The organism is Thiocapsa bogorovii (assembly GCF_021228795.1).
Classification (GTDB): Bacteria; Pseudomonadota; Gammaproteobacteria; order Chromatiales; family Chromatiaceae; genus Thiocapsa; species Thiocapsa bogorovii.
Map to the genome: position 1 here is coordinate 4,594,613 of NZ_CP089309.1, position 26,149 is coordinate 4,620,761.

The 26,149-nt window shown below is 62.0% G+C and carries 33 protein-coding genes; all 33 read left to right on the forward strand.

The genetic code is table 11. The annotated features are described in order from the left end of the window. Nucleotides 1–26: 26 nt before the first annotated feature. The 33 genes from rplL (at nt 27) to rpsD (ending at nt 26,133) form a co-directional block, all read left to right on the forward strand. Entirely contained in the window at nt 27–404 is a 378-nt protein-coding gene (gene rplL, locus LT988_RS20410; protein ID WP_007195679.1) for a 50S ribosomal protein L7/L12, read from the forward strand. 242 nt (nt 405–646) lie between these two features. Continuing rightward, on the forward strand, nt 647–4,819 hold the full coding sequence (rpoB, locus tag LT988_RS20415; protein WP_232407331.1) for a DNA-directed RNA polymerase subunit beta: 4,173 nt from the start codon (nt 647–649) through the stop codon (nt 4,817–4,819). 287 nt (nt 4,820–5,106) lie between these two features. Then, a complete protein-coding gene (gene rpoC / locus LT988_RS20420) occupies nt 5,107–9,324 on the forward strand; it encodes a DNA-directed RNA polymerase subunit beta' (RefSeq protein ID WP_232407332.1) in 4,218 nt (1,405 codons plus the stop codon). A 344-nt stretch (nt 9,325–9,668) separates the two neighbouring features. Next, nucleotides 9,669–10,043 carry a 30S ribosomal protein S12 gene (gene rpsL, locus LT988_RS20425; RefSeq protein ID WP_007195682.1) on the forward strand — a complete coding sequence of 125 codons (375 nt, stop codon included), beginning with the start codon at nt 9,669–9,671 and terminating at the stop codon, nt 10,041–10,043. A 53-nt stretch (nt 10,044–10,096) separates the two neighbouring features. Beyond that, a complete protein-coding gene (gene rpsG, locus LT988_RS20430; RefSeq protein ID WP_007195683.1) occupies nt 10,097–10,567 on the forward strand; it encodes a 30S ribosomal protein S7 in 471 nt (156 codons plus the stop codon). A 41-nt stretch (nt 10,568–10,608) separates the two neighbouring features. Then, on the forward strand, nt 10,609–12,705 hold the full coding sequence (fusA, locus tag LT988_RS20435; RefSeq protein WP_232407333.1) for an elongation factor G: 2,097 nt from the start codon (nt 10,609–10,611) through the stop codon (nt 12,703–12,705). A gap of 22 nt (nt 12,706–12,727) precedes the next feature. Beyond that, nucleotides 12,728–13,918: an elongation factor Tu gene (gene tuf / locus LT988_RS20440; protein WP_232407326.1), complete on the forward strand. Its 1,191-nt coding sequence runs from the start codon at nt 12,728–12,730 to the stop codon at nt 13,916–13,918. A 4-nt stretch (nt 13,919–13,922) separates the two neighbouring features. Beyond that, the gene (gene rpsJ, locus LT988_RS20445) at nt 13,923–14,234 is read left to right on the forward strand and encodes a 30S ribosomal protein S10 (protein ID WP_007191159.1); all 312 of its coding nucleotides are present in this window, start codon (nt 13,923–13,925) and stop codon (nt 14,232–14,234) included. A 10-nt stretch (nt 14,235–14,244) separates the two neighbouring features. Beyond that, on the forward strand, nt 14,245–14,895 hold the full coding sequence (gene rplC, locus LT988_RS20450; RefSeq protein WP_232407334.1) for a 50S ribosomal protein L3: 651 nt from the start codon (nt 14,245–14,247) through the stop codon (nt 14,893–14,895). 6 nt (nt 14,896–14,901) lie between these two features. Continuing rightward, nucleotides 14,902–15,513, forward strand: coding sequence for a 50S ribosomal protein L4 (gene rplD / locus LT988_RS20455; RefSeq protein ID WP_232407335.1), 612 nt, complete (start codon nt 14,902–14,904; stop codon nt 15,511–15,513). Continuing rightward, the gene (rplW, locus tag LT988_RS20460; protein ID WP_232407336.1) at nt 15,510–15,806 is read left to right on the forward strand and encodes a 50S ribosomal protein L23; all 297 of its coding nucleotides are present in this window, start codon (nt 15,510–15,512) and stop codon (nt 15,804–15,806) included. The genes rplD and rplW overlap by 4 nt, the downstream gene beginning before the upstream one ends. Nucleotides 15,807–15,838: 32 nt before the next feature. Continuing rightward, nucleotides 15,839–16,666 carry a 50S ribosomal protein L2 gene (gene rplB, locus LT988_RS20465; RefSeq protein ID WP_232407337.1) on the forward strand — a complete coding sequence of 276 codons (828 nt, stop codon included), beginning with the start codon at nt 15,839–15,841 and terminating at the stop codon, nt 16,664–16,666. 19 nt (nt 16,667–16,685) lie between these two features. Further along, complete coding sequence (gene rpsS / locus LT988_RS20470; protein ID WP_007191154.1) at nt 16,686–16,964, forward strand: 30S ribosomal protein S19; 279 nt, start codon at nt 16,686–16,688, stop codon at nt 16,962–16,964. A 12-nt stretch (nt 16,965–16,976) separates the two neighbouring features. After that, a complete protein-coding gene (gene rplV, locus LT988_RS20475) occupies nt 16,977–17,309 on the forward strand; it encodes a 50S ribosomal protein L22 (RefSeq protein ID WP_232407338.1) in 333 nt (110 codons plus the stop codon). A 10-nt stretch (nt 17,310–17,319) separates the two neighbouring features. Then, nucleotides 17,320–17,997 carry a 30S ribosomal protein S3 gene (gene rpsC / locus LT988_RS20480; RefSeq protein WP_007191152.1) on the forward strand — a complete coding sequence of 226 codons (678 nt, stop codon included), beginning with the start codon at nt 17,320–17,322 and terminating at the stop codon, nt 17,995–17,997. Nucleotides 17,998–18,000: 3 nt separating this feature from the next. Then, nucleotides 18,001–18,414, forward strand: coding sequence for a 50S ribosomal protein L16 (rplP, locus tag LT988_RS20485; protein WP_007191151.1), 414 nt, complete (start codon nt 18,001–18,003; stop codon nt 18,412–18,414). After that, nucleotides 18,414–18,614 carry a 50S ribosomal protein L29 gene (gene rpmC / locus LT988_RS20490; RefSeq protein WP_232407339.1) on the forward strand — a complete coding sequence of 67 codons (201 nt, stop codon included), beginning with the start codon at nt 18,414–18,416 and terminating at the stop codon, nt 18,612–18,614. The genes rplP and rpmC overlap by 1 nt, the downstream gene beginning before the upstream one ends. Beyond that, nucleotides 18,611–18,883, forward strand: a complete 273-nt coding sequence (gene rpsQ, locus LT988_RS20495) for a 30S ribosomal protein S17 (RefSeq protein ID WP_232407340.1) — start codon at nt 18,611–18,613, stop codon at nt 18,881–18,883. The genes rpmC and rpsQ overlap by 4 nt, the downstream gene beginning before the upstream one ends. 91 nt (nt 18,884–18,974) lie before the next feature. Next, nucleotides 18,975–19,343, forward strand: coding sequence for a 50S ribosomal protein L14 (gene rplN / locus LT988_RS20500; RefSeq protein WP_007191148.1), 369 nt, complete (start codon nt 18,975–18,977; stop codon nt 19,341–19,343). Nucleotides 19,344–19,356: 13 nt separating this feature from the next. Beyond that, nucleotides 19,357–19,674: a 50S ribosomal protein L24 gene (gene rplX, locus LT988_RS20505; RefSeq protein WP_120795548.1), complete on the forward strand. Its 318-nt coding sequence runs from the start codon at nt 19,357–19,359 to the stop codon at nt 19,672–19,674. Between the two features lie 14 nt (nt 19,675–19,688). Then, complete coding sequence (gene rplE / locus LT988_RS20510) at nt 19,689–20,228, forward strand: 50S ribosomal protein L5 (RefSeq protein ID WP_232407341.1); 540 nt, start codon at nt 19,689–19,691, stop codon at nt 20,226–20,228. Nucleotides 20,229–20,238: 10 nt separating this feature from the next. After that, nucleotides 20,239–20,544, forward strand: a complete 306-nt coding sequence (gene rpsN / locus LT988_RS20515; protein ID WP_232407342.1) for a 30S ribosomal protein S14 — start codon at nt 20,239–20,241, stop codon at nt 20,542–20,544. Nucleotides 20,545–20,646: 102 nt separating this feature from the next. Beyond that, nucleotides 20,647–21,042 carry a 30S ribosomal protein S8 gene (gene rpsH, locus LT988_RS20520; protein ID WP_232407343.1) on the forward strand — a complete coding sequence of 132 codons (396 nt, stop codon included), beginning with the start codon at nt 20,647–20,649 and terminating at the stop codon, nt 21,040–21,042. A gap of 14 nt (nt 21,043–21,056) precedes the next feature. Then, a complete protein-coding gene (rplF, locus tag LT988_RS20525; RefSeq protein WP_232407344.1) occupies nt 21,057–21,590 on the forward strand; it encodes a 50S ribosomal protein L6 in 534 nt (177 codons plus the stop codon). 14 nt (nt 21,591–21,604) lie between these two features. Further along, complete coding sequence (gene rplR, locus LT988_RS20530; RefSeq protein ID WP_232407345.1) at nt 21,605–21,961, forward strand: 50S ribosomal protein L18; 357 nt, start codon at nt 21,605–21,607, stop codon at nt 21,959–21,961. 10 nt (nt 21,962–21,971) lie between these two features. Beyond that, nucleotides 21,972–22,478: a 30S ribosomal protein S5 gene (gene rpsE, locus LT988_RS20535; protein ID WP_232407346.1), complete on the forward strand. Its 507-nt coding sequence runs from the start codon at nt 21,972–21,974 to the stop codon at nt 22,476–22,478. A 3-nt stretch (nt 22,479–22,481) separates the two neighbouring features. Next, nucleotides 22,482–22,688 carry a 50S ribosomal protein L30 gene (rpmD, locus tag LT988_RS20540; RefSeq protein ID WP_232407347.1) on the forward strand — a complete coding sequence of 69 codons (207 nt, stop codon included), beginning with the start codon at nt 22,482–22,484 and terminating at the stop codon, nt 22,686–22,688. After that, nucleotides 22,675–23,109, forward strand: coding sequence for a 50S ribosomal protein L15 (gene rplO, locus LT988_RS20545; RefSeq protein WP_232407348.1), 435 nt, complete (start codon nt 22,675–22,677; stop codon nt 23,107–23,109). Before rpmD ends, rplO begins: the two co-directional genes overlap by 14 nt. Nucleotides 23,110–23,127: 18 nt before the next feature. After that, a complete protein-coding gene (gene secY / locus LT988_RS20550) occupies nt 23,128–24,480 on the forward strand; it encodes a preprotein translocase subunit SecY (protein ID WP_007191138.1) in 1,353 nt (450 codons plus the stop codon). A 29-nt stretch (nt 24,481–24,509) separates the two neighbouring features. Then, entirely contained in the window at nt 24,510–24,623 is a 114-nt protein-coding gene (gene rpmJ / locus LT988_RS20555) for a 50S ribosomal protein L36 (protein ID WP_083829165.1), read from the forward strand. An 85-nt stretch (nt 24,624–24,708) separates the two neighbouring features. After that, a complete protein-coding gene (rpsM, locus tag LT988_RS20560) occupies nt 24,709–25,065 on the forward strand; it encodes a 30S ribosomal protein S13 (protein WP_232407349.1) in 357 nt (118 codons plus the stop codon). A gap of 38 nt (nt 25,066–25,103) precedes the next feature. Then, a complete protein-coding gene (gene rpsK, locus LT988_RS20565) occupies nt 25,104–25,493 on the forward strand; it encodes a 30S ribosomal protein S11 (protein ID WP_007191136.1) in 390 nt (129 codons plus the stop codon). A gap of 19 nt (nt 25,494–25,512) precedes the next feature. Continuing rightward, nucleotides 25,513–26,133 carry a 30S ribosomal protein S4 gene (gene rpsD / locus LT988_RS20570; RefSeq protein WP_007191135.1) on the forward strand — a complete coding sequence of 207 codons (621 nt, stop codon included), beginning with the start codon at nt 25,513–25,515 and terminating at the stop codon, nt 26,131–26,133. Nucleotides 26,134–26,149 lie beyond the last annotated feature (16 nt).

Below are 26,149 nucleotides of genomic sequence, written 5' to 3' on the forward strand. Positions count from 1 at the left end.
TTTTAGAGATATCTCAGGAGCTCACCATGGCCGTCTCCAAAGACGAGATCCTTGAAGCAATCGGCAACATGACCGTGTTGGAGGTCGTCGACCTCATCAGCGCGATGGAAGAGAAGTTCGGCGTGACCGCAGCCGCCGCCGTGGCTGCCCCGGCTGCCGGTGCCGGCGTTGAAGCCGCCCCGGCCGAAGAGCAGACCGAGTTCGACGTCATCCTGGCGTCGTTCGGTGCCAATAAGGTTGCGGTCATCAAGGCCGTGCGGTCCCTGACCGGCCTCGGTCTGAAGGAAGCGAAGGACGCCGTCGAAGGCGCGCCCACGACCTTGAAGGAAGCCGTTTCCAAGGGCGAGGCCGAAGAGGCCAAGAAGCTCCTCGAAGAGGCTGGTGCCACGGTCGAAGTGAAGTAACGGCGCATTGCGTCGATCTTGCCTTCGGTGGGACCTTCGGGCTGGCGGCGAGTAGCCGCCGGCCTTTCGCCGTTGGGTTTTGACGACCCGTGTCGACGATGCCGGCTTGCCGGTCGCCCCTTTTGACGGGGCGTTGTCGTCGATGAGGACCTGACCGCAGAGGTCCGGCCCCGACGTTCGCGATTCGTTGCGGCGTCGATCCCCGTCCTGGACACAAGCACGTATTTCGAGGGAAAGGCATCATGGCCTATTCGTTCACCGAAAAAAAGCGCATTCGTAAAGACTTCGGCAAGCGTCCGAGCATCCTGGACGTGCCTTTCTTGTTGGCGACTCAGATCGACTCTTATCGCGAGTTCCTTCAGGCCGAGGGGCCGATCGGGGACCGGCGCGACGTCGGCCTGCATGCAGCCTTCAAGACCGTCTTTCCGATTGAGAGCTACTCGGGCAACGCCGTTCTCGAATACGTGAAATATCGACTCGGGGAACCCGTGTTCGACGAGCGCGAGTGTCATCTGCGCGGAGCGACCTTCGCCGCACCCCTGCGGGTGCTGCTGCGCCTCGTGATCTACGATCGCGATGCTCCCGCTGGCTCGAAGGTCATCAAGGATGTGCGCGAGCAAGAGGTCTACATGGGCGAGTTGCCGCTCATGACCGGCACCGGCACCTTCATCATCAACGGCACTGAGCGCGTCATCGTCTCGCAGCTCCACCGTTCCCCCGGCGTCTTCTTCGATCACGACAAGGGCAAGACCCACTCCTCGGGCAAGCTGCTCTTCTCTGCGCGGGTGATCCCTTACCGCGGATCCTGGCTCGACTTTGAGTTCGATCCAAAAGACAACGTGTTCGTGCGCATCGACCGTCGCCGCAAGCTGCCGGCGACCATCCTGCTGCGCGCGCTGGGCTACGGCGTCGAGGACATCCTCGAACGCTTCTTCGAGACCGATACCTTCCGGATTCGGGACCGCTCCGTGACGCTCGATCTCGTACCCGAACGCCTCCGCGGCGAGACCGTCGGGTTCGACGTCATGCTCGGCGACGAGTTGCTGGTGGAGTCCGGGCGTCGTGTCACCGCGCGGCACATCCGCGAGCTTCAGAAGGCCGGGGTCGAACGCCTCGATGTCCCCTCCGATTTCCTGGTCGGTCGCGTTTTGGCGCACCCTCAGATCGACACCGAGACCGGCGAGGTGATCGCGGAGGCGAACGCCGAGATCACCCCCGAGCTTCTCGAAACCATCTTCGAGAAAGGCATCGAGACCCTCGAGACGCTCTTCGTCAACGATCTGGATCACGGACCCTACATCTCCGAGACCCTGCGCATCGATCCGACCACCACAGATCTGGAGGCGCAGGTCGAGATCTACCGCATGATGCGTCCCGGCGAGCCGCCGACCAAAGAAGCGGCCCAGAACCTGTTTCACAACCTCTTCTTTACGCCGGACCGCTACGACCTCTCGGCCGTGGGGCGGATGAAGTTCAATCGACGTCTCGGCCGGACCTCGGAGGAGGGGCCCGGCGTGATCTACGACGGGCGCTATTTCAGCGGACGCAACGACGAGCTCTCCAAGCGGCTCCATCAGGAGCATGGCGAGACCTCGGATATCATCGATGCACTCAAGGTGCTGGTGGAGCTGCGCAACGGCCGCGGCAGCGTCGACGATATCGATCATCTGGGCAATCGACGTATCCGCTGTGTCGGCGAGATGGCCGAGAACCAATTCCGCGTGGGTCTGGTGCGGGTGGAGCGTGCGGTCAAGGAACGCCTCTCGCTCGCCGAGTCCGAGGGGCTCATGCCGCAGGAGCTGATCAACGCCAAGCCGGTCTCGGCCGCGATCAAGGAGTTCTTCGGCTCCAGCCAGCTCTCTCAGTTCATGGACCAGAACAACCCCTTGTCCGAGGTCACCCACAAGCGTCGTGTTTCGGCACTCGGCCCGGGCGGCCTGGCACGCGAGCGCGCCGGCTTCGAGGTGCGCGACGTGCACCCGACGCACTACGGTCGCGTCTGCCCGATCGAGACCCCTGAAGGTCCGAACATCGGTCTGATAAACTCCTTGGCCGTGTATGCGCGGACCAACTCCTACGGATTCCTGGAAACCCCCTATCGCAAGGTGGAAGGCGGCCGGGTCACCATGGACATTCAGTACCTATCGGCGATCGAGGAAGGCAACTTCGTGATCGCACAGGCCAACGCCACGCTTGACGACGAGGGTCAGCTGACCGACGCCCTGGTGTCCTGCCGGCATGCCAACGAGTTCACGATGCGTGCGCCCGAGGAGGTCCAGTTCATGGACGTCTCGCCGCGTCAGATCGTCTCGGTGGCGGCGTCCCTGATCCCCTTCCTCGAGCACGATGATGCCAACCGGGCCCTGATGGGCTCGAACATGCAGCGCCAGGCAGTCCCGACCCTGCGGGCCGAGAAGCCGCTGATCGGCACCGGCATGGAGCGTGTGGTGGCCAAGGACTCGGGTGTCTGTGTGGTGGCCCGTCGCGGCGGTGCCATCGAGTCGGTCGATGCTGCGCGTATCGTCGTGCGCGTCAACGACGAGGAGGCCGTCCCCGGCGTCCCCGGCGTGGACATCTACAACCTCACCAAGTACACGCGTTCCAACCAGAACACCTGTATTAATCAGCGTCCGCTCGTCAAGCCGGGCGATGTCGTTGCCGTGGACGACGTGCTCGCCGACGGGCCTTCCACGGACATGGGCGAGTTGGCCCTGGGGCAGAACCTGCGGGTCGCCTTCATGCCCTGGAACGGCTACAACTTCGAGGACTCGATCCTGCTCTCCGAGCGCCTGGTGCAGGAAGATCGCTTCACCAGCATCCATATCGAGGAGCTCGCTTGCCTGGCCCGCGATACCAAGTTGGGGCCGGAGGAGATCACCAGCGATATTCCCAACGTCGGCGAGTCGGCCCTGGCCAAGCTCGACGAGTCGGGCATCGTCTATGTCGGTGCGGAGGTGCGCGACGGCGACATCCTGGTCGGCAAGGTCACGCCGAAGGGCGAGACCCAGCTGACGCCGGAGGAGAAGCTGCTGCGCGCGATTTTCGGCGAGAAGGCGTCCGACGTGAAGGACACCTCGCTACGCCTGCCGTCCGGGATGAGCGGAACCGTCGTCGATGTCCAGGTCTTCACCCGCGACGGTGTAGACAAGGACAAACGTGCGCTCCAGATCGAGGAGATGGAGCTCGACCGCGTGCGCAAGGACTTTGCCGACCAGCAGCGCATCATGGAGAACGACACCTTCCAGCGTGTGGAGCGACTGCTGGTGGGCAAGGTCGCCGACGGCGGGCCGCGCAATCTGGCTCCGGGTGCGAAGATCACCAAGGCCTATCTTCAAGAGCTTGCATCCAACGGCTCGCGCGATCAGTGGCTCGAGATCCGGATGCGCGCCGAAGAGGTCGCGACCCAGCTCGAAGCCGTTGCGGCTCAAATCAAGCAGCAGCGGGAGGAATTCCGTGACCGCTACGAGGTCAAGAAGCGCAAGATCTCGAGCGGTGACGACCTGGCTCCGGGCGTGCTCAAGATGGTCAAGGTGTACGTGGCCGTCAAGCGGCGTGTCCAACCCGGCGACAAGATGGCCGGGCGCCACGGGAACAAGGGTGTCATCTCCAAGGTGGTGCCGATCGAGGACATGCCCTTCTCGGCGGACGGCGAGCCGGTGGATATCGTCCTGAACCCGCTCGGCGTCCCCTCGCGCATGAACGTCGGGCAGGTGCTCGAAACCCATCTGGGCTGGGCGGCCAACGGGCTCGGCGTAAAGATCGAGAAGATGCTCCGCGCACACACGGCAGTTGCGGAGCTGCGCGCCTTCCTCGAGAAGGTCTACAACACCAGCGGCAAGCGCGAGGATCTGGGCAGCTTCACCGACGAAGAGATCCTGGAGCTCGCGCGTCACCTGACGCGGGGTGTGCCTTTGGCGACCCCCGTGTTCGACGGCGCGACGGAGGAGGAAATCCGGGCGATGCTCAAGCTCGCCGATCGCGACAACTCGGAGCACGGCATCCCGAGCGGTCAGACGCAGCTCTACGACGGCCGCACCGGCGATGCCTTCGAGCGTCCTGTAACCGTCGGCTACATGTACATCATCAAGCTCAACCACCTGGTCGACGACAAGATGCACGCGCGCTCCACCGGGCCCTACAGTCTGGTGACCCAGCAGCCTTTGGGCGGCAAGGCGCAGTTCGGAGGGCAACGTTTCGGCGAGATGGAGGTCTGGGCGCTGGAGGCCTACGGTGCGGCCTACACCCTGCAGGAGATGCTCACGGTGAAGTCCGACGACGTGAACGGTCGTACCAAGATGTACAAGAACATCGTCGACGGCGACCATCGGATGGAGGCGGGGATGCCCGAATCCTTCAACGTCTTGGTGAAGGAAATTCGATCGTTGGCGATCAACGTCGAGCTCCAGCAGGACTGAACCGCGTCCGGAGGGGTGTGCCGGGATTGAGCCCTTGCGCCGCAGAATCGCAATCAACGCGCTTCGGCGCGGCGCGGTTCAGGGGCTTTGTTTTATTGTTCTGAACCGCGTCGACTGCGTCGTTTACGGAGGCTCTCGATGCCGAGTCACGACGACGATCGTGTAGGTCGTACCGGACGCGGTTCAGTTTTTGGCCCTTGGCCTCGAGCGCCGGACTCCGCATTCAAGCGGATCCTCGGCGGTCGGCCGATTGCTGATCATCGTCATTGTAGGCAGGAGATAAGATCTTGAAAGATCTACTTAAAATCATCAAGCAGCAGGGTCAGGCACTGGAATTCGACGCGATCAAGATCGGACTCGCCTCTCCCGAGATGATCCGTTCCTGGTCCTACGGCGAGGTCAAGAAGCCGGAGACGATCAACTACCGGACCTTCAAGCCGGAGCGCGACGGGCTGTTTTGCGCCAAGATCTTCGGCCCGATCACCGACTACGAGTGCATCTGCGGCAAGTACAAGCGCCTGAAGCACCGTGGTGTCGTCTGCGAGAAGTGCGGTGTGGAGGTCACGCTGGCGAAGGTCCGGCGCGAGCGTATGGGCCATATCGACCTGGCAAGCCCGGTCGCGCACATCTGGTTCTTGAAGTCGCTGCCGTCGCGTATCGGACTGCTGCTCGATATGACCCTGCGCGACATCGAGCGCATCCTCTATTTCGAGTCCTTCGTGGTGGTGGATCCTGGCCTCGTGGTCGATCTGGAGCGCGGCCAGCTGCTCAACGACGAGCAGTACCTGGAAGCCTTGGAGGCGAACGGCGACGAGTTCGACGCGCGCATGGGTGCGGAGGCCGTCTACGAGCTGCTGCGCACCATCAAGATGGAGGACGAGGTCCGGCGCATGCGCGAGGAGATCGAGACCACCAACTCCGAGACCAAGATCAAAAAGCTCTCCAAGCGCCTGAAGCTCATGGAATCGCTCATGGCCTCGGGCAATCGCCCGGAGTGGATGATCCTTACGGTTCTGCCCGTCCTACCGCCCGAGCTGCGTCCACTCGTGCCGTTGGACGGCGGTCGTTTCGCGACCTCGGACCTGAACGATCTGTATCGTCGCGTCATCAACCGCAACAACCGTCTCAAGCGTCTGCTCGACCTGGTTGCGCCCGACATCATCGTGCGCAACGAGAAGCGCATGCTGCAGGAGTCGGTCGATGCACTGCTCGACAACGGGCGGCGTGGGCGCGCGATCACGGGCACCAACAAGCGTCCGCTCAAATCCCTGGCCGATATGATCAAGGGCAAGCAGGGCCGATTCCGTCAGAACCTGCTCGGCAAGCGCGTCGACTACTCGGGACGCTCGGTCATCGTGGTCGGCCCGACCCTGATGCTCCATCAGTGCGGTCTGCCCAAGCGGATGGCGCTGGAGCTCTTCAAGCCCTTCATCTTCAGCAAGCTACAGTTGCGCGGCCTGGCGGCGACGATCAAGGCCGCCAAGAAAATGGTCGAGCGCGGAACCCCGGAGGTGTGGGACATCCTCGACGAGGTCATCCGCGAGCATCCGGTGATGCTCAACCGCGCACCGACGCTGCATCGACTCGGCATTCAGGCCTTCGAGCCGGTCCTGATCGAGGGTAAGGCGATCCAGCTCCACCCGCTGGTCTGTACCGCCTTCAACGCGGACTTCGACGGCGACCAGATGGCCGTGCACGTGCCGCTCTCGCTCGAGGCGCAGCTCGAAGCGCGTGCGCTCATGATGGCCTCCAACAACATCCTTTCTCCGGCCAACGGCGAGCCGATCATCGTACCCTCGCAGGACGTGGTGCTCGGGCTCTATTACATGACCCGCGAGCGCGTCAATGCCAAGGGCGAGGGCAGTGTCTTCTCCGACATCGACGAGGCTCGGCGAGCCTACGAGACGGGCCAGGCGGATCTGCATGCGCGCTGCAAGGTGCGCATCCGCGAGGTGATCAAGCACAAGGACGGCTCGATGCACGAGAACACGGCGATTCGGGAGACGACCCTGGGTCGCGCCCTGGTGTTTGCCATCGTTCCCGACGGACTGCCGTTCGATCTGGTGGACCGAGCGCTCGGCAAGAAGCAGATCTCACGTTTGATCAATATCTGTTATCGCCAGCTCGGTCTGAAGGAGACCGTGGTCTTTGCCGACCAGGTCATGTACATGGGCTTCCGGATGGCGACGCGTTCCGGGGTCTCGATCGGTCTGGAAGACATGGCCGTCCCGGAAGAGAAGGCCGGGATCCTCGCGGCAGCCGAGAAGGAGGTGAAGGAGATCCAGGACCAATACGCGTCCGGTCTCGTGACCAACGGCGAGCGCTACAACAAGGTCGTCGATATCTGGTCGCACACCAACGATCGTGTCGCCAAGTCCATGATGAGCAAGCTCGGCAAGGACAGCGTCGTCGACCGCGACGGCAACGAGGTGACGCAGGACTCCTTTAATTCGATCTACATGATGGCCGACTCCGGCGCTCGCGGCTCGGCGGCACAGATCCGGCAGCTTGCCGGTATGCGCGGCCTCATGGCCAAGCCGGACGGCTCCATCATCGAGACGCCGATTACCGCGAACTTCCGCGAGGGTCTGAACGTTATCCAGTACTTCATCTCCACTCACGGCGCGCGGAAGGGTCTGGCCGATACGGCGTTGAAGACCGCCAACTCGGGTTACCTGACTCGGCGCTTGGTCGACGTAGCGCAGGACATGGTGGTGCTCGAGGAAGACTGCGGCACCGAGGGCGGCCTGATCATGACGCCCATCATCGAAGGCGGCGACGTGGTCGAGCCCTTGCGCGAGCGCATCCTCGGGCGCGTGGCTGCCGTGGATGTCTATCGGCCCGGAACCGAGGAGTTGGTCTGCGAAGCGGGTACCCTGCTCGACGAGTCCTGGGTGGAGCGTTTCGAGGCGATCGGTATCGATCAGGTCCGCGTGCGCTCGCCGATCACCTGCGAGTCGCGGTTGGGTGTCTGCGCTCAGTGCTACGGACGCGACCTGGCGCGCGGGCATCGTGTGAACCTCGGCGAAGCGGTGGGCGTCATCGCCGCTCAGTCGATCGGCGAGCCCGGTACTCAGCTGACCATGCGCACCTTCCATATCGGCGGTGCGGCATCGCGGGCCGCCGCGGTCAACAGTATCGACATCAAGAATGCCGGCTCGGTACGACTGCACAACATCAAGGTGGTCGAGCACCACTCGGGCAAAAACCTTGTCGCGGTCTCGCGCTCCGGTGAGCTGACCGTCGTCGACGATCGCGGGCTTGAGAAAGAGCGCTACAAGGTGCCCTACGGCGCCAGCCTGCGCGCTGCCGACGGCGACCCCGTGAAGCCGGGCGACGTGGTGGCCAACTGGGATCCGCATACCCATCCGGTCGTCACCGAGGTGGCCGGTAAGCTCGCTTTCGAGGACTTCATCGAGGGCGTCACGGTACAGGGTCAGGTCGACGATGTCACGGGTCTGACCTCGCGAGTCGTCATCGACCCGAAGCAGCGGCCATCCTCGGGCAAAGACTTGCGCCCGATGGTCAAACTGATCGGCGAGGACGGCAACGAGCTCAAGATTGCGGGTACCGATCTCCCGGCACGCTACTTCCTGCCCGCGGGCGCCATCGTCGGTGTCGAGGACGGGGCGAACGTGGGCGTCGGCGACATCCTGGCGCGAATCCCGCAAGAGTCGAGTAAGACGCGCGACATCACGGGCGGTCTGCCGCGTGTTGCGGATCTGTTCGAGGCCCGCAAGCCGAAGGAAGCGGCCTTGCTCGCGGAGGCCAGCGGTACGATCGGTTTCGGCAAGGACACCAAGGGCAAGCAGCGCCTCGTCATCACCATGGACGATGGCGAGACGGTGGAGGAGCTGATCCCGAAGTGGCGCAACGTCAACGTGTTCGAAGGCGAGCGGGTGGAGCGCGGCGAGGTCATCGCCGACGGCGAGCTGGCCTCTCACGACATCCTGCGTCTGAAGGGTGTCACCGCCTTGGCCGAGTATCTGGTCAAGGAGATCCAGGACGTCTACCGGTTGCAGGGCGTGAAGATCAACGACAAGCACATCGAGGTGATCGTTCGCCAGATGCTGCGCAAGGTCGAGGTCACCTCCGCCGGCGATACTCGTTTGCTTCGCGGCGAGCAGGCCGAGCACTCGGTCCTGATGGACGAGAACAAGCGGGTCATGGCCGAGGGCAAGCAGCCTGCGCTCTACGAGCCTCTGCTGCTGGGTATTACCAAGGCGTCTCTTGCAACCGAGTCCTTCATCTCGGCAGCATCCTTCCAGGAAACGACACGCGTCCTGACGGAGGCCGCGGTGCGCGGTTCCACCGATCGTCTTGCCGGTCTGAAGGAGAACGTCATCGTAGGCCGTCTCATCCCGGCGGGGACAGGGCTCGCACATCACCAGGAGCGGCGCCGGCAGCGTCAGATGGAGCTCTCGGGCTCCGGGAAGGTCGAGATGGCGACCGAGGAGCTCGAAGAGGCATTGAAGAAGGCGCTCAACACCTCCGAAGCAGGTTGATTTCGGGTTGTGCATTGGCTCGGAGCGTCGCGGCGCCGACCCCGAGCCCGGAATGCGGCATCCTTTGTATGCTGCACCCGCTTCTTGAGCAGAGAGGCTGTTGAGTCGGTTGACACCAATAGCCCGTCTCCCTATACTGCTCGGTCTCAGCTAGACGGCTCCTCGCCGTCTAGCCTCTTTTTTTCTAGGTCTGGTTCCTTGGTCTGGGCATCCACCCGCCCGGTCCCCGAGTCGATCGATCGCATACGTGCGGCAGCGCCGTCTTAAACAGTCGGCACGCGGTCGCGCAAGAGTAATTTTACGCTTGTGTTTTCGGCGCCCTTGCGCCTCTGGAGACTGATTGCATGGCAACGATCAACCAACTCGTGCGCAAGCCCCGCAAGCGTGTCGTGGCAAAGAGCACCGTTCCTGCCCTCGAGGCATGCCCCCAGCGTCGCGGTGTCTGTACGCGGGTCTACACCACGACCCCGAAAAAGCCGAACTCCGCGCTGCGTAAGGTTGCTCGCGTTCGGTTGACCAACGGCTACGAGGTCGCCTCCTACATTGGTGGCGAGGGTCACAACCTCCAAGAGCACTCGGTCGTGCTGATTCGCGGCGGACGTGTTAAGGACCTTCCCGGTGTGCGCTATCACACGGTGCGCGGCACGCTGGACACCTCGGGTGTCGAGAAGCGGCGTCAGGGCCGTTCCAAGTACGGCGCCAAGCGCCCCAAGAAGTGACCCGGTCGCCGGACCGGTCAGCCCAATTGAGTGAAATCGGAGTCTAAACCACAATGCCGAGAAGACGCGTTGCCGCCCGTCGCCAGATCCTTCCCGATCCGAAGCACGGAAGCGAGCTCCTGACCAAGTTCATCAACATGATGATGGAAGACGGCAAGAAGTCCGTCGCCGAGCGCATTATTTATACGGCGCTCGATCAGGTGACCGAGAAGAAGGGCGGGCGCCCGGTCGAGCTGCTCGAGCAGGCGATGGACAACGTGCGCCCGGCGGTCGAGGTCAAATCCCGGCGGGTTGGCGGCGCGACCTATCAGGTCCCGGTTGAAGTGCGCTCGACGCGGCGCAACTCGCTGGCGATGCGGTGGATTATCGACGCGGCGCGCAAGCGTTCCGAGAAGTCGATGGCGTTGCGTTTGGCCGGCGAGCTGATGGACGCAGCGGATTCTCGCGGTTCCGCCGTCAAGAAGAAAGAAGATACGCATCGGATGGCCGAAGCAAACAAGGCCTTCTCGCATTACCGCTGGTAACAGCGCGGACCGAGTTTCATTCAATCAGGGCGGATACAGTCGTGGCACGTAGCACCCCAATCGAGCGGTATCGCAATCTCGGCATCATGGCGCACATCGATGCCGGGAAGACAACGACCACCGAGCGCGTTCTCTTTTATACGGGTGTCTCGCACAAGTTGGGCGAAGTGCACGACGGCGCCGCGACCATGGACTGGATGGAGCAGGAGCAAGAGCGCGGGATCACCATTACCTCCGCTGCGACGACCTGCTTCTGGAAGGGAATGAGCCGGGAGCGTCCCGAGCATCGAATCAACATTATCGATACGCCCGGGCACGTCGATTTCACCATCGAAGTCGAGCGCTCCCTGCGTGTCCTTGACGGTGCCTGTGCGGTCTTTTGTGCCGTCGGTGGCGTCGAGCCGCAGTCGGAAACCGTCTGGCGTCAAGCCGACAAGTACGGCGTGCCGCGAATCGCGTTCGTGAACAAAATGGACCGCATGGGCGCGAACTTCTTTCGCGTCGTGCAGCAGGTCAAGGACCGGCTCGGCGGCAACGCTGTGCCGATTCAGGTGCCGATCGGTGCGGAAGAAGACTTCAAGGGCGTGGTCGATCTCGTCCAAATGAAGGCTGTCTATTGGGACGAGGCGTCCCGCGGCATGGAATATGAGCTTCGCGAAATCCCCGAAGATCTGCAGGATCTGTGCGAGGAGTGGCGCGAGCACATGGTCGAGGCCGCCGCCGAGGCCAACGAAGAGTTGATGGAGAAGTATCTCGAAGGCCAGGCGTTGACCGAGGCCGAGATCATGGCCGGTCTGCGTGCCCGCACGCTGAAGAGCGAAATCGTTCCCATGATGTGCGGCTCCGCCTTCAAGAACAAGGGCGTGCAGGCGATGCTGGATGCAGTCATCGACTATATGCCGTCACCGGTCGATGTGCCTGCCATCAAGGGCATCCTGGACGACAAGGACGAGACCGAAGGCGAGCGTCCCGCATCCGACGATGCGCCGTTCGCTGCGTTGGCATTCAAGATCGCGACGGATCCCTTTGTCGGTACGCTGACCTTCTTCCGTGCCTATTCGGGTGTGCTCAAGTCCGGGGACACTATCTATAACCCGGTCAAGCACAAAAAGGAGCGCATCGGCCGTATCCTGCAGATGCATGCGAATGAGCGGCAAGAGATCAAAGAGGTCCACGCCGGGGACATCGCTGCAGCAGTCGGCCTGAAAGATGTCACCACTGGCGACACCCTGTGCGATCTTAATAAGGTGATTACGCTCGAGCGTATGGAGTTCCCGGAGCCGGTCATCTCGGTTGCGGTGGAGCCCAAGACGAAGAGCGACCAGGAGAAGATGGGCGTCGCGCTCTCGAAGCTGGCACAGGAGGACCCGTCCTTCCGCGTGCACACCGACGAGGAGTCCGGCCAGACCATTATCTCCGGGATGGGCGAGCTGCATCTGGAGATCATCGTCGATCGGATGCGTCGCGAGTTCAAGGTCGAGGCCAACGTCGGTGCGCCGCAGGTCAGTTACCGCGAGACGATCCGAAAGACCGTCGAGCAAGAGACCAAGTTCGCACGCCAATCCGGCGGTCGCGGTCAGTACGGTCACGTCTACCTCCGTATCGAGCCGCAAGAGGCGGGTGTCGGGTACGAGTTCGTCAATGCAATCGTCGGCGGCACGGTTCCGAAAGAATACATTCCGGCGGTCGACAAAGGCATTCAGGAGGCGATGAAGAACGGCATTCTGGCCGGCTTTCCGATGGTGGACATCAAGGTCACGCTCTATGACGGCTCTTACCATGAGGTCGACTCGAGCGAAATGGCCTTCAAGATTGCCGGCTCGATGGGGATCAAGGAAGGGGCGGCCAAAGCCAAGCCTGTCCTGCTCGAGCCCATTATGAAGGTCGAGGTCGTGACGCCCGAAGAGAACATGGGCGACGTCATGGGCGATCTGAATAGTCGTCGCGGCATGATCCAGGGGATGGACGATGCGCCATCCGGCAAGATCATTCGTGCAGAGGTCCCCTTGTCCGAGATGTTCGGCTATGCAACGGACCTCCGGTCGGCCACCCAAGGGCGGGCGACCTACAGCATGGAGTTCTGTAAGTACAACGAAGTGCCCGCCAGCATTGCCGAAGCGGTCTCCAAGAAACAGTAACGAGCGACAGGGGTAGAGTGGGATGTCCAAAGCAAAATTCGAGCGCAGCAAGCCACACGTGAACGTCGGCACGATCGGCCATGTCGACCACGGCAAGACGACCTTGACGGCGGCGATCACGACGCACCAGTCGAAGCAATTCGGCGGTGAGGCGCGCGCCTACGACCAGATCGACAATGCCCCGGAAGAGCGCGAGCGCGGGATCACGATCGCCACGGCGCACGTGGAGTACGAGACCAAGAACCGTCACTACGCCCATGTGGACTGCCCCGGCCACGCCGACTACGTGAAGAACATGATCACGGGTGCGGCGCAGATGGACGGAGCGATTCTGGTGGTGAGTGCCGCGGACGGCCCGATGCCGCAGACGCGCGAGCACATCCTGCTGTCGCGTCAGGTCGGCGTGCCTTACATCGTGGTGTATCTGAACAAGGCCGACATGGTCGACGACGCCGAGCTGTTGGAGCTGGTGGAGATGGAAGTGCGCGAGCTGCTCTCGAGCTACGACTTCCCCGGCGACGACACCCCGATCGTGACCGGCTCGGCGAAGCTTGCCCTGGAGGGCGACACCTCCGAGATCGGCACCCCCTCGATCGACCGTCTGATGGAAGCGCTCGACAGCTACATCCCGCAGCCCGAGCGTGCGGTGGACGGTGCCTTCCTGATGCCGATCGAGGACGTCTTCTCGATCTCCGGTCGCGGCACCGTGGTGACCGGACGTATCGAGCGCGGCGTCGTGAAGGTGGGCGAAGAGGTCGAGATCGTCGGCATCAAGGACACCGTGAAGACCACCTGCACGGGTGTGGAGATGTTCCGCAAGCTGCTTGATCAGGGTCAGGCCGGGGACAACGTCGGCGTGCTGCTGCGCGGCACCAAGCGTGAAGACGTCGAGCGTGGTCAGGTCCTGGCCAAGCCCAAGTCGATCAACCCGCACACCCACTTCGAAGCCGAGGTGTACGTGCTGAGCAAGGAAGAGGGCGGTCGACATACCCCGTTCTTCAACGGTTATCGTCCGCAGTTTTACTTCCGCACCACCGACGTGACCGGCGCCTGCGAGCTGCCCGAGGGCATCGAGATGGTGATGCCCGGGGATAACGTGAAGATGACGATCAAGCTGATTGCGCCGATCGCCATGGAAGAAGGGTTGCGCTTTGCGGTACGCGAAGGCGGCCGCACCGTCGGTGCCGGCGTCGTTGCGAAGATCATCGAGTAAAGGCATGAATAACCAGAGAATTCGTATTCGCCTGAAGGCGTTTGACCATCGCCTGATCGACCAATCGGCTCGGGAAATCGTCGATACCGCCAAGCGCACGGGCGCACAGGTTCGGGGTCCGGTGCCGCTTCCCTCGAAGAAGGAGCGATTCACCATTCTGGTCTCGCCGCACGTCAACAAGGACGCGCGCGACCAGTACGAGTTGCGTACGCACAAGCGACTGATGGATATCGTCGACCCGACCGACAAGACGGTCGACGCATTGATGAAATTGGATCTGGCCGCGGGCGTCGACGTCCAGATTAAGTTGAGCTGAGGACGAACCCATGGCGATCGGATTGATTGGGCGTAAGGCCGGCATGACCCGGCTGTTCAGCGAAGACGGAGACAGTATCCCTGTCACCGTCATCGAGGTGCAGCCGAACCGGGTCAGCCAGGTCAAGTCTGCCGAGACTGACGGTTACAGCGCGATTCAGGTCGCCTTCGGGAATCGGAGGGCCTCACGCGTGACCAAACCGATGGCCGGCCACTATGCCAAGGCGGGTGTCGAAGCCGGCGAATGCCTGCGCGAGTTCCGCCTGGATAGCGGCGAAGGTACCGATCTCGCCGTGGGCTCGGAAATTTCGGTCGACATCTTCGCGCCGGGGCAAAAGGTCGATGTGCGGGGCGTGACCAAGGGCCGCGGCTTTGCCGGTGCCATCAAGCGGCATCACTTCGCCGGGCAAGATGCGACACACGGCAACTCTCTGTCGCATCGTGCTCCAGGTTCGATCGGACAGAACCAGTCGCCGGGTCGGGTTTTCAAGGGAAAGAAGATGGCTGGCCATCTGGGTGCCGCCAATCGCTGCACGCAGAACCTCGAGGTCGTGCGTGTCGACGCCGATCGGCAGCTTCTGCTGGTGCGCGGCGGCGTTCCCGGTCCGACCGGTGGCCGTTTGGTCGTGTTGCCGTCCGTGAAGCACAAGAACAAGGGTTAAGCACTGATGGAGCTCACGATTCGAAACGATGCCGGCGGTTCCAGCCTGCAGGTTGCGGACACCGTCTTCGGCGTCGACTACAAGCCCGGTCTGATTCATCAGGTCGTCAACGCCTATATGGCCGGTGCACGCGCCGGGACTCGGGCTCAGAAGACACGCGCCGAGGTCTCGGGTGGCGGGGCCAAGCCGTGGCGCCAGAAAGGCACCGGTCGGGCACGGGCAGGTAGCTCGCGCAGTCCGATCTGGCGCTCGGGCGGCGTCACCTTTGCAGCGAAGCCACAGGACTACAGCCAGAAGGTCAACCGCAAGATGTATCGCGGTGCCGTGCGTTCGATTCTATCGGAGCTGGTTCGTCAAGGGCGGTTGGTCGTCGTCGAGGATATGCGCCTGGATGCCCCGAAGACCAAGGATCTGCTGGCGCTGCTGAAGCGCCATGAGCTGACGGACGTGCTCATCCTGACAGACGGGCTCGACGACAACCTTTATCTGGCGTCGCGCAATATTCCGAAGGTCGATGTGATGGCGGTTCAGGACGTCGACCCGGTCAGTATGGTCGCGTTCGACACCGTGCTCGCCACCGAGGCGGCCGTGAAGCATTTGGAGGAGCGGTTGGCATGAACAACGAGCGTCTCATGAACGTCCTGTTGGCGCCGCTCGTCTCCGAGAAGACGACCCGAGCCGGCGATCTTGCCGGTCAATACGGTTTCCGCGTTGCGACCGATGCAACCAAGCGCGAGATCGCGCGTGCCGTCGAGCTCTTGTTCAACGTGAAGGTCGACGGGGTACAGGTCCTCAACGTCAAAGGAAAAAACAAGCGGCACGGCCAACGCCTCGGCAGGCGCAACGACTGGCGCAAGGCCTATGTGCGTCTCGAAGCCGGCCATGATATCGACTTCGGCGGCGGCGCCTGAGCGGGCCGGCCCACAGCAGCGGATAGACCAAGATGGCAATCGTAAAGACCAAACCGACTTCGGCCGGGCGGCGTTTCGTCGTCAAGGTGCAGTCCCCCGAGCTGCATAAGGGTGCGCCCTACGCGCCGCTCTTGGAGAAAAAGGCCAAGCATGGCGGGCGCAATAACCTCGGGCGCATCACCGTGCGTCACCAGGGCGGCGGACACAAGCAGCACTATCGCCTTGTCGATTTCAAGCGCAACAAAGAAGGTGTTCCGGCGGTCGTCGAGCGGCTCGAATATGATCCGAACCGGACGGCTCATTTGGCCCTCTTGAAGTATGCCGATGGCGAACGCGCGTACATCATCGCGCCAAAGGGTCTTGCAGTCGGCGGTCGTGTCGAGGCCGGCGAGGCTGCGCCGATCAGTGCCGGAAACTGCATGCCGCTGCGCAATATTCCGGTGGGTACTCAGGTGCATTGCATCGAGATGCGTCCCGGAAAGGGCGCACAGATTGCGCGGGCCGCGGGCAGCTCGGCCCAATTGGTTGCGCGTGACGGAAAGAGCGCGACGTTGCGGTTGCGGTCCGGCGAGATGCGCAAGATTCACGTCGACTGTCGCGCCGTGATCGGCGAGGTCGGCAACAGCGAGAACAGTCTGCGCAAGCTCGGGAAAGCCGGTGCATCGCGCTGGCGGGGTGTACGGCCGACCGTCCGCGGTGTGGTCATGAACCCGGTTGATCATCCGCACGGCGGCGGCGAAGGCCGCACCTCGGGCGGGCGCCACCCGGTGACACCTTGGGGCGTGCCGACCAAGGGTCACAAGACGCGTAAGAACAAGCGGACCGACGCGATGATCGTCCGACGTCGCGGACGCAAGTAAACAAGGCGAGGTTGAGCAAGTGCCACGTTCGATTCGAAAAGGACCCTTTGTCGACCACCATCTGATCAAGAAGGTCGAAGAGGCGGTCGCGCAAAACAGTAAGCGCCCCATCAAGACTTGGTCACGCCGTTCCATGGTGCTGCCCGAGATGGTTGGGTTGACCATTGCGGTCCACAACGGGCGTCTGCACGTGCCGGTGCTCGTCAACGAAAACATGATCGGCCACAAGCTCGGTGAGTTTGCATTGACCCGGACCTACCGGGGACATGCCGCCGACCGCAAGGCGAAGAAGCGCTAGCCGGAGATGGGGATGCGAGCCGAAGCAACACTGAAATATGCACGGGTCTCGGCCCAAAAGGCCCGGCTGATCGCCGACATGATCCGCGGGCGCGACGTCGAAGAGGCCCTGAACACCTTGACCTTCAGTACTCAAAAGAGTGCGGAGATCATCAAGAAGGTTTTGGAGTCGGCGGTTGCCAATGCCGAACACAACGAAGGCGCCGACATCGACGAGCTGAAGGTCGCGTCGATCCAGGTGGACGAGGGGCCGACCATGAAGCGGATTCGCCCCCGTGCCAAGGGTCGTGCGAATCGAATCATGAAACGCACCAGCCACATTCGGCTGACCGTAGCGGAAGGCTAAGGGGACCAGTATGGGACAGAAAGTTCATCCGACCGGCATCCGCCTTGGCATCGTCAAGGACTGGACCTCGAAGTGGTACGCAACGTCCAAGGACTACGCGAATTTCCTGAATACCGACATCGAGGTGCGCTCCTTCCTGCGCAAGGAATTGGCCAAGGCATCGGTGAGTCGGATCCAGATCGACCGCCCGGCGAAGAACGCGCATATCACCATCCACACGGCGCGTCCCGGTGTGGTGATCGGCAAGAAGGGCGAAGATATCGACAAGCTGCGCGCCCGCGTCTCTAAGATGATGGGGATCCCGGTCCACATCAGCATCGAGGAGATCCGCAAGCCCGAGCTGGATGCGCAGCTGGTTGCCGAAGGCATCGCTCAGCAGCTCGAGCGCCGCATCATGTTCCGCCGCGCCATGAAGCGTGCGATTCAGAACACCATGCGCCTCGGGGCCGAGGGTGTCCGCGTCAACGTCGCCGGTCGCTTGAATGGAGCCGAGATTGCACGCACGGAGTGGGCGCGCGAAGGTCGCGTCCCGCTGCATACGCTGCGCGCCGACATCGACTACGGTTTCGCCGAGGCCCGCACCACCTACGGCGTGATCGGTGTGAAGGTTTGGATCTTCAAAGGCGAGGTATTCGGTGACCAGATCCCCGAGGAACCGGCGCCGAAGGCGTCCGCAAGAAGGGGATAGGTCATGCTGCAACCAAAACGTACGAAATTCCGCAAACAGCACAAAGGCCGCAATCGTGGTCTTGCGCAAAGCGGCAACAAGGTGAGCTTCGGCGACTTCGGCTTGAAGGCGGTGGGTCGCGGCCGATTGACGGCGCGCCAGATCGAGGCCGCGCGGCGCGCGATCACGAGAAAGGTCAAGCGCGGCGGAAAGCTCTGGATCCGAGTCTTCCCCGACAAGCCCGTTTCGAAAAAACCACTCGAAGTCCGTATGGGTAAGGGTAAGGGTAACGTCGAGTACTGGGTGGCTCTGATTCAGCCGGGTCGAGTTCTCTACGAGATCGAGGGCGTGACCGAAGAGCTGGCTCGCGAGGCGTTCGAGTTGGCCGCGGCCAAGCTCCCCGTGCAGACCACCTTTGAGAGACGGATGATCCTGTGATGAAGGCGAACGAGCTAAGAACACGTAGCCCCGAAGAGCTTGAAAAAGAGCTAATGAACCTGTTGCGCGAGCAATTCAACCTGCGGATGCAAAGGGGTACCGGACAGTTGTCGAAGCCCTCGCAAATGAAGGCCGTGCGTCGGGAGATCGCCCGCGTGAAGACGATTATGGGTGAGCAGAAGACGAGGGCGGCGTCATGAGCGAAGAGACGATCAGCAACCCGAGCAGTAATCGGACCCTCGACGGCCGCGTCACCAGCAGTGCGATGGACAAGACCATCACGGTGCTCATCGAGCGGAAGGTCAAGCATCCTCTGTACGGGAAGTTCATGCGTCGGTCGACCAAGATCCACGCCCATGATGAGGAGAACGCATGCTCCGCGGGTGATTTGGTTCGTGTGGAGCAATGTCGCCCGTTGTCCAAGACCAAGACATGGCGCTTGATCGAGATCATCGAAAAGGCCCGTTGAGACCCGTCGCAGTCGTCTCGCTTCAGACATGACAGCGGGAGACGCCGAAAGCAGGTTATCCGGGCAGCACAACAGGTTTAGGTAAACAACAATGATTCAGATGCAGACCGATCTCAGTGTCGCCGACAATAGCGGCGCGCGGCGGGTGCAGTGCATCAAGGTGCTCGGCGGATCGCATCGGCGTTACGCGGGCATCGGCGATGTGATCAAGGTCACCGTCAAGGACGCCATCCCGCGCGGCAAGGTCAAGAAAGGCGACGTCTACAACGCGGTCGTGGTGCGTACGCGCAAAGGTGTGCGCCGTCCGGACGGCTCGACCGTCCGTTTCGACGGCAACGCAGCCGTGCTCTTGAACAACCAGCTTCAGCCGATCGGGACTCGTATCTTCGGGCCCGTGACGCGCGAGCTCCGCGGCGAGCGGTTCATGAAGATCATCTCGCTCGCGCCTGAAGTTCTGTAGGGGGTCGGGAGAGATGCAGAAGATCAAAAAGGGTGACGACGTCATGGTCATCACCGGCAAAGACAAGGGCAAGCGAGGCACGGTGCTGAAGGTGCTCGACAAGGATCATGTGGTCGTCGAGAACATCAATATCGCCCGGAAGCATCAGAAGGCGAATCCGCAGGCCGGCGAGCCGGGCGGGATCGTCGACAAGGTGATGCCGATCCAGGTGTCGAACGTCGCGCTCTACAACCCGCAGAAAGGCGGTCCGGATCGAGTCGGTTTCAAGATTCTCGAAGACGGCCGAAAGGTTCGCGTATTCAAGTCGGACGGCGAAGTCGTCGACGTCTGACCGAAGGAAACGAGATGACCAGACTACAGAAAGAATATCAGGACCGCGTCGTCGGACAGCTGCGCGAGCGGTTCGGCTTCAAGAGCGTGATGCAGGTTCCGCGGATCGAGAAGATTACCCTGAACATGGGAGTCGGCGAGGCGATTGCGGACAAGAAGGTCATGGATAATGCCGTGGCCGACCTGCGTCTCATCGCCGGGCAGCAACCGATCGTGACCTTTGCGAGGAAGTCCGTCGCAGGCTTCAAGATCCGCGAGGGATGGCCGATCGGCTGTAAGGTGACCCTGCGTCGCGAGCGTATGTACGAGTTCCTGGATCGTCTGGTCAGCGTCGCCATCCCGCGTATCCGCGATTTCCGCGGACTGAGCGCGAAGGCTTTCGACGGACGCGGCAACTACTCGATGGGCGTGCGCGAGCAGATCATCTTCCCCGAGATCGATTACGACAAGATCGATACGCTGCGGGGTCTGGATATCACCATCACGACAACGGCGCGGACGGACGAAGAAGGGCGTGCGCTGCTCGAGGCGTTTAACTTCCCATTCCGCACCTGAGGCCGATACGATGGCGAAAAAAAGCATGATCGCGCGCGATCGCAAGCGCACCGAGATCGCATCCCGGTTTGCAGTCAAACGTGCCGCCTTAAAGGCAGTCATCAATGACCGCGGTTCGAGCGGCGAGCAGATCGAAGAGGCGCTGGTCAAGCTGCAACAGCTCCCGCGTGACGCCAGCCCGACGCGCCAGCAACGTCGCTGCCGGATCAGCGGGCGGCCGCACGCCGTTTATCGCAAGTTCGGGCTTTCGCGCAACAAGATCCGCGAGGCCGTGATGCGGGGCGATGCGCCCGGCGTGGTCAAGGCCAGTTGGTAGTCTATGTTCGACCCCTACCGTTAGGGTCTACCAGGCCGTAGCGGTTTTTTGAAACCTGACGGGTATCGCACCGAAGAGGTGGTCTGACCCCCGGAGAAGCTCATGAGTATGTCGGATCCGATTGCGGATATGCTGACGCGTATCCGCAACGGCCAGCAGCGCGGCAAGATCACGATCGCGATGCCTTCGTCCAAGCAGAAGGTCGCGATTGCGAACCTCCTGAAAGCCGAGGGTTATATCGCCGACGCGACCGTCGAGGCGAATGGCAACAAACCCGAATTGGTGGTCAAGCTCAAGTATTTCCGGGGTAAACCCGTGATCGAGCAACTCACCCGTGTCTCGCGTCCCGGCCTGCGGATCTACCGCGGCAAGGACGACCTGCCCCAAGTCTGGGCCGGGCTCGGGATCGCGATCGTCTCCACGTCCAAAGGCTTGATGACCGACCGTGCCGCCCGCGAGGCGGGACACGGTGGCGAGATCATCGCCTACGTCGCTTAAGAGAGGATCCGATCATGTCACGAGTCGCAAAGGCGCCGATTGTCGTACCGAAAGGTGTGACGGTCGAAGTAGCGGGCCAGGACGTCACGGTCAAGGGCTCGAAGGGAACCATGGCGTGGTCAGTCCACCCCGCGGTGAGCATTACGCAGGTCGACGGCGAACTCCGCTTCGCTCCGGCCGAAGGCCATGAGAACGCCTGGGCCATGGCGGGGACGACACGCGCTCTGCTGAACAACATGGTGGTGGGCTGCAGCACGGGTTTCGTGCGCAAGCTCTCGCTGGTGGGCGTCGGCTATCGCGCGCAGGCGAAGGGCAATGTGCTCAACCTGAGCCTTGGCTTTTCCCATCCGATCGACTATCCGGTTCCCGCGGGAATCACGATCGAGACCCCGACCCAAACCGAGGTCGTCGTCACGGGGGCCGACAAACAACGTGTCGGTCAGGTCGCCTCGGAGATCCGGGGATTCCGGCCGCCGGAGCCCTACAAAGGCAAAGGCGTGCGTTACGCGGACGAAGACGTCCTGCGTAAGGAAGCCAAGAAGAAATAGGGGTCTCAGAAATCATGGACAAGAAACAAGCTCGCCTGCGTCGTGCGACGCGGGCGCGGGCGAAGATTCGCGAGCTGGGTGTGTTTCGACTGTGCGTACATCGCACCCCGCGCCACATCTACGCCCAAGTCATCGCGCCGGAAGGCAATCGCGTCGTGGCCAGCGCATCGACGGTGGAGCCCGCGTTTCGCGAAGCGATTCCGGGTCACAAGGGCAATGTCGGTGCGGCTGCGACGATCGGCAAGGCGATTGCCGAGCGGGCGCTTTCCGCCGGCGTGGAGACCGTAGCCTTCGATCGCTCCGGGTTTCGCTATCATGGCCGTCTCAAGGCGCTGGCGGATGCCGCGCGTGAGAACGGTCTGAAATTCTAGGAGTACGAGCATGGCGAACTTCAATCCGAAGAACGATGGAGACGATCTCCTCGAAAAGCTGATCGCGGTCAACCGGGTCGCCAAGGTCGTCAAGGGCGGGCGGCAATTCGGTTTCGCGGCCTTGACGGTCGTCGGAGACGGTAAGGGGCGCGTCGGGTTCGGTCGCGGAAAGGCCCGCGAGGTGCCGGTCGCGATTCAGAAGGCGATGGAAAATGCGCGCAAGAACATGATCGAGGTGAAGCTCAACGGCAACACCCTGCAATATCCGCTGAACGGGCGGCACGGCGCGGCGAAGGTCTTCATGAAACCGGCGTCCGAAGGCACGGGGATCATCGCCGGCGGCGCGATGCGCGCGGTCTTCGAAGTGCTCGGCGTTCAGAACGTGCTGGCCAAGTGCATCGGGACCAATAACCCGATCAACGTGGTTCGTGCCACCGTGCAAGGCCTGCGGACCATGAACGATCCCGAGACCATTGCCGCGAAGCGCGGCAAAACGGTCGCCGAGATCCTGGGGTAGACAATGGCCGACAAAAAGATGATGAAGGTCAAGTTGGTGCGGAGCGTCCACGGCCGTCTCGCCAATCACAAGTCATGCGTGCGCGGTCTCGGGCTGCGTCGTATGCACCATGTGGTCGAGGTCGAGGATACGCCCTGCACACGCGGCATGGTCAATACCGTGTCGTATATGGTTTCGATCGTGGAGGAGTCTCGCGATGCGACTCAATGATCTCAAGCCCGATCCGGGCAGCCGTCCCGCCGCGAAGCGTGTCGGTCGCGGAATCGGCAGCGGCCTGGGCAAGACCTGCGGACGCGGTCACAAGGGGCAGAAATCCCGTAAAGGCGGTTTCCACAAGGTCGGTTTTGAAGGCGGGCAGATGCCGCTGCAGCGTCGTCTGCCGAAGGTCGGCTTCCGCTCGCGTACGGCCGCGTCACGTGCGGAGGTTCGCCTAAGCGAGCTCTCGCGCGTGGAAGGCGACACGATCGACTTGCTTTCGCTGGTTCAGGCCCGCGTCCTGAGTCAGTCGATCAAGAGCGCGAAGATCATTGCTTCGGGTGAGGTCGGAAGGGCCTTCACGGTTCGCGGCGTTGGGGTGACCAAGGGTGCCCGTGCCGCGATCGAAGCAGCCGGCGGCAAGATCGAAGACTAGCTTAAAGGCACGAATCGGATGGCTAAGAATGTCGGATCGATGGGGCAGTCCCTCGGCGGTATGGGGCGACTGACCGAACTGCGGGCGCGGTTGCTGTTCGTGGTCGGTGCTCTCCTGGTCTATCGCATCGGGACCTTCATCCCCGTTCCGGGTGTGAACCCCGAGGCCTTGGCCATCCTGTTCGACCAAAACCAGGGCTCCATCCTGGATATGTTCAACATGTTCTCGGGCGGAGCCTTGGAGCGTGCGAGTCTCTTCGCACTCGGGATCATGCCCTACATCTCGGCGTCGATCATCATGCAGTTGATGACCTCCGTGGTTCCGAAGCTCGAGCAGTTGAAAAAGGAAGGTGAGTCGGGGCGCCGCAAGATCACCCAATACACACGCTACGGCACGGTCGTATTGGCGACCTTTCAAGCGGTCGGGATCTCGATGGCGCTGCAGGGGCAGACCGCCGGCGGCTCGGCTCTGGTGAGCCATGCCGGCATGGGCTTCGTCTTCACGGCGACGGTTTCCCTGGTGACCGGAACCATGTTCCTGATGTGGCTTGGCGAGCAGATCACCGAGCGCGGAATCGGCAACGGCATTTCCTTGATCATCTTCGCCGGGATCGTCGCCGGTCTGCCCGCGGCGTTGGGCGGGACACTGGAGCTTGCACGCACCGGAGAGATGAATTCGCTTGCGGTCTTGGCGCTGTTTGCCATGGCACTCGCGGTGACCGCCTTCGTGGTCTTCGTCGAGCGAGGCCAGCGGCGGATCACGGTGAACTACGCGCGGCGCCAGCAGGGGCGAAAGATGATGCAGGCGCAGAGTACGCATCTTCCGCTGAAGCTAAACATGGCCGGGGTGATTCCACCGATCTTTGCCTCGAGCATCATCCTGTTTCCCGGGACCCTGGGGCAGTGGTTCGGGAGCAGCGAAGATATGCGCTGGTTGGCGGACATTACCTCCAAGCTGTCGCCGGGGGAGCCGATCTATGTCTTGCTCTACGCGGCCGCGATCATCTTCTTTTGCTTTTTCTATACCGCCTTGGTCTTCAATGCCAAGGATACAGCCGATAATTTGAAACGCTCCGGTGCCTTCATTCCTGGGATCCGGCCGGGCGAACAAACAGCGCGATACATCGACACCGTGATGACGCGGTTAACCGCGGCGGGTGCGATCTACATCACCGCGGTCTGTCTGCTGCCCGAGTTTCTCATTGTCGGTTACAACGTGCCTTTCTATTTCGGCGGCACCTCTTTGCTGATCGTCGTGGTGGTGGTGATGGATTTCATGGCCCAGGTTCAGGCTCACTTGATGTCACATCAATACGAGGGCTTGATGCGGAAGGCAAACCTAAAGTCGCCGGGCGCCGGCATGCTGCGCTGAGTGGCGCTCGAGTCTGAAGGAGAGAACAAATGAAAGTGAGAGCATCGGTCAAGAAGTTGTGCCGGAACTGCAAGATTATCCGCCGCAACGGCACTGTTCGGGTCATCTGCAAGGACCCACGACACAAACAACGCCAGGGATAGGATCTCAGGCTTGATTGACGACTTCAGTTTGATATACTACGCGGTTTACCCGCTTGGCAATTTGGATTTCAGGGGTTTCTAAGCTATGGCCCGTATCGCCGGCGTCAACATCCCGGACAAGAAGCACGCAGTGATCGCGTTGACTTCGATTTATGGCATCGGCCGCGTGCGTGCCGCTGTGATCTGCGACGCCGCCGGTGTTCCGCGCGATGCCAAGGTTCAGAACCTCACGGAAGAAGAGGTCGACAAGCTGCGCAGCGAGGTCGGCAAGTTCTCCGTTGAAGGTGACCTGCGGCGCGAAGTGTCGATGAACATCAAGCGCTTGATGGACCTCGGCTGTAACCGCGGTATTCGCCACCGTCGTGGCTTGCCGTTGCGCGGCCAGCGGACCCGCACGAACGCACGTACCCGCAAGGGTCCGCGTCGTCCCATCAAACGATAAGGGCGCTTGGGCGCAGCGAAAGGGCTGGATAACCTCGAATGGCTAAACCGACTCGTACGATCAAGAAAAAGATCAAGAAGCAGGTTGCGGATGGGATTGCTCACGTCCACGCCTCCTTCAACAACACCATCATCACGATTACCGACCGCCAAGGCAATGTGTTGTCGTGGGCGACCGCAGGCGGGTCCGGGTTCCGGGGATCGCGCAAAAGCACGCCCTTCGCCGCACAGGTTGCGGCCGACAAGGCCGGCCAAGCGGTCAAGGATTACGGGCTTCGCAATCTCGACGTCAACGTGAAGGGGCCCGGTCCGGGTCGCGAATCGGCGGTGCGTGCGCTCAACAACGCCGGATTCAAGATCACGAGCATTACCGACGTGACACCGATCCCGCACAACGGCTGCCGCCCGCCCAAGAAGCGGCGCGTCTGATACAGGAACAGGTAGAGACATGGCACGTTATACAGGCCCAACCTGCAAACTCGCACGGCGCGAGGGGACCGATCTCGCCCTGAAGAGTCGCGCGCGTTCGCTGGACACGAAGTGCAACCTCGAAAAGCAACCCGGTCAGACGACCGACCGTCGGCGTCGGCTCTCCGACTACGGGGTCCAACTTCGCGAGAAGCAGAAGGTTCGCCGGATCTACGGGCTGATGGAGCGGCAATTCCGGAATTACTACAAGAAGGCTGCGCAAGCGAAGGGCGCGACTGGCGAGAACCTGCTGCAGCTCCTCGAGCGGCGCCTCGACAACGTTGTGTACCGGATGGGTTTCGGCGCCACGCGCTCCGAGGCACGTCAGTTGGTCAGCCACAAGGCGATCTTGGTCAACGGCCGAGTCGTCAACATCGCCTCCTACCAAGTAGGCGCCGACGACCACGTCGAGGTCCGAGAGGCCGCGAAGAAGCAGGTGCGCGTGCAAAACGCATTGGCACTCGCCGAGCAGTACGGCTTTCCGGACTGGGTCGATGTCGATACCAAAGGCTTAAAGGGCGTCTTCAAGCGCATTCCGGATCGCTCGGACCTGCCGGCCGACATCAACGAATCGCTGATCGTCGAGTTGTACTCCAAGTAAGGAGCTTCGTGAGGGG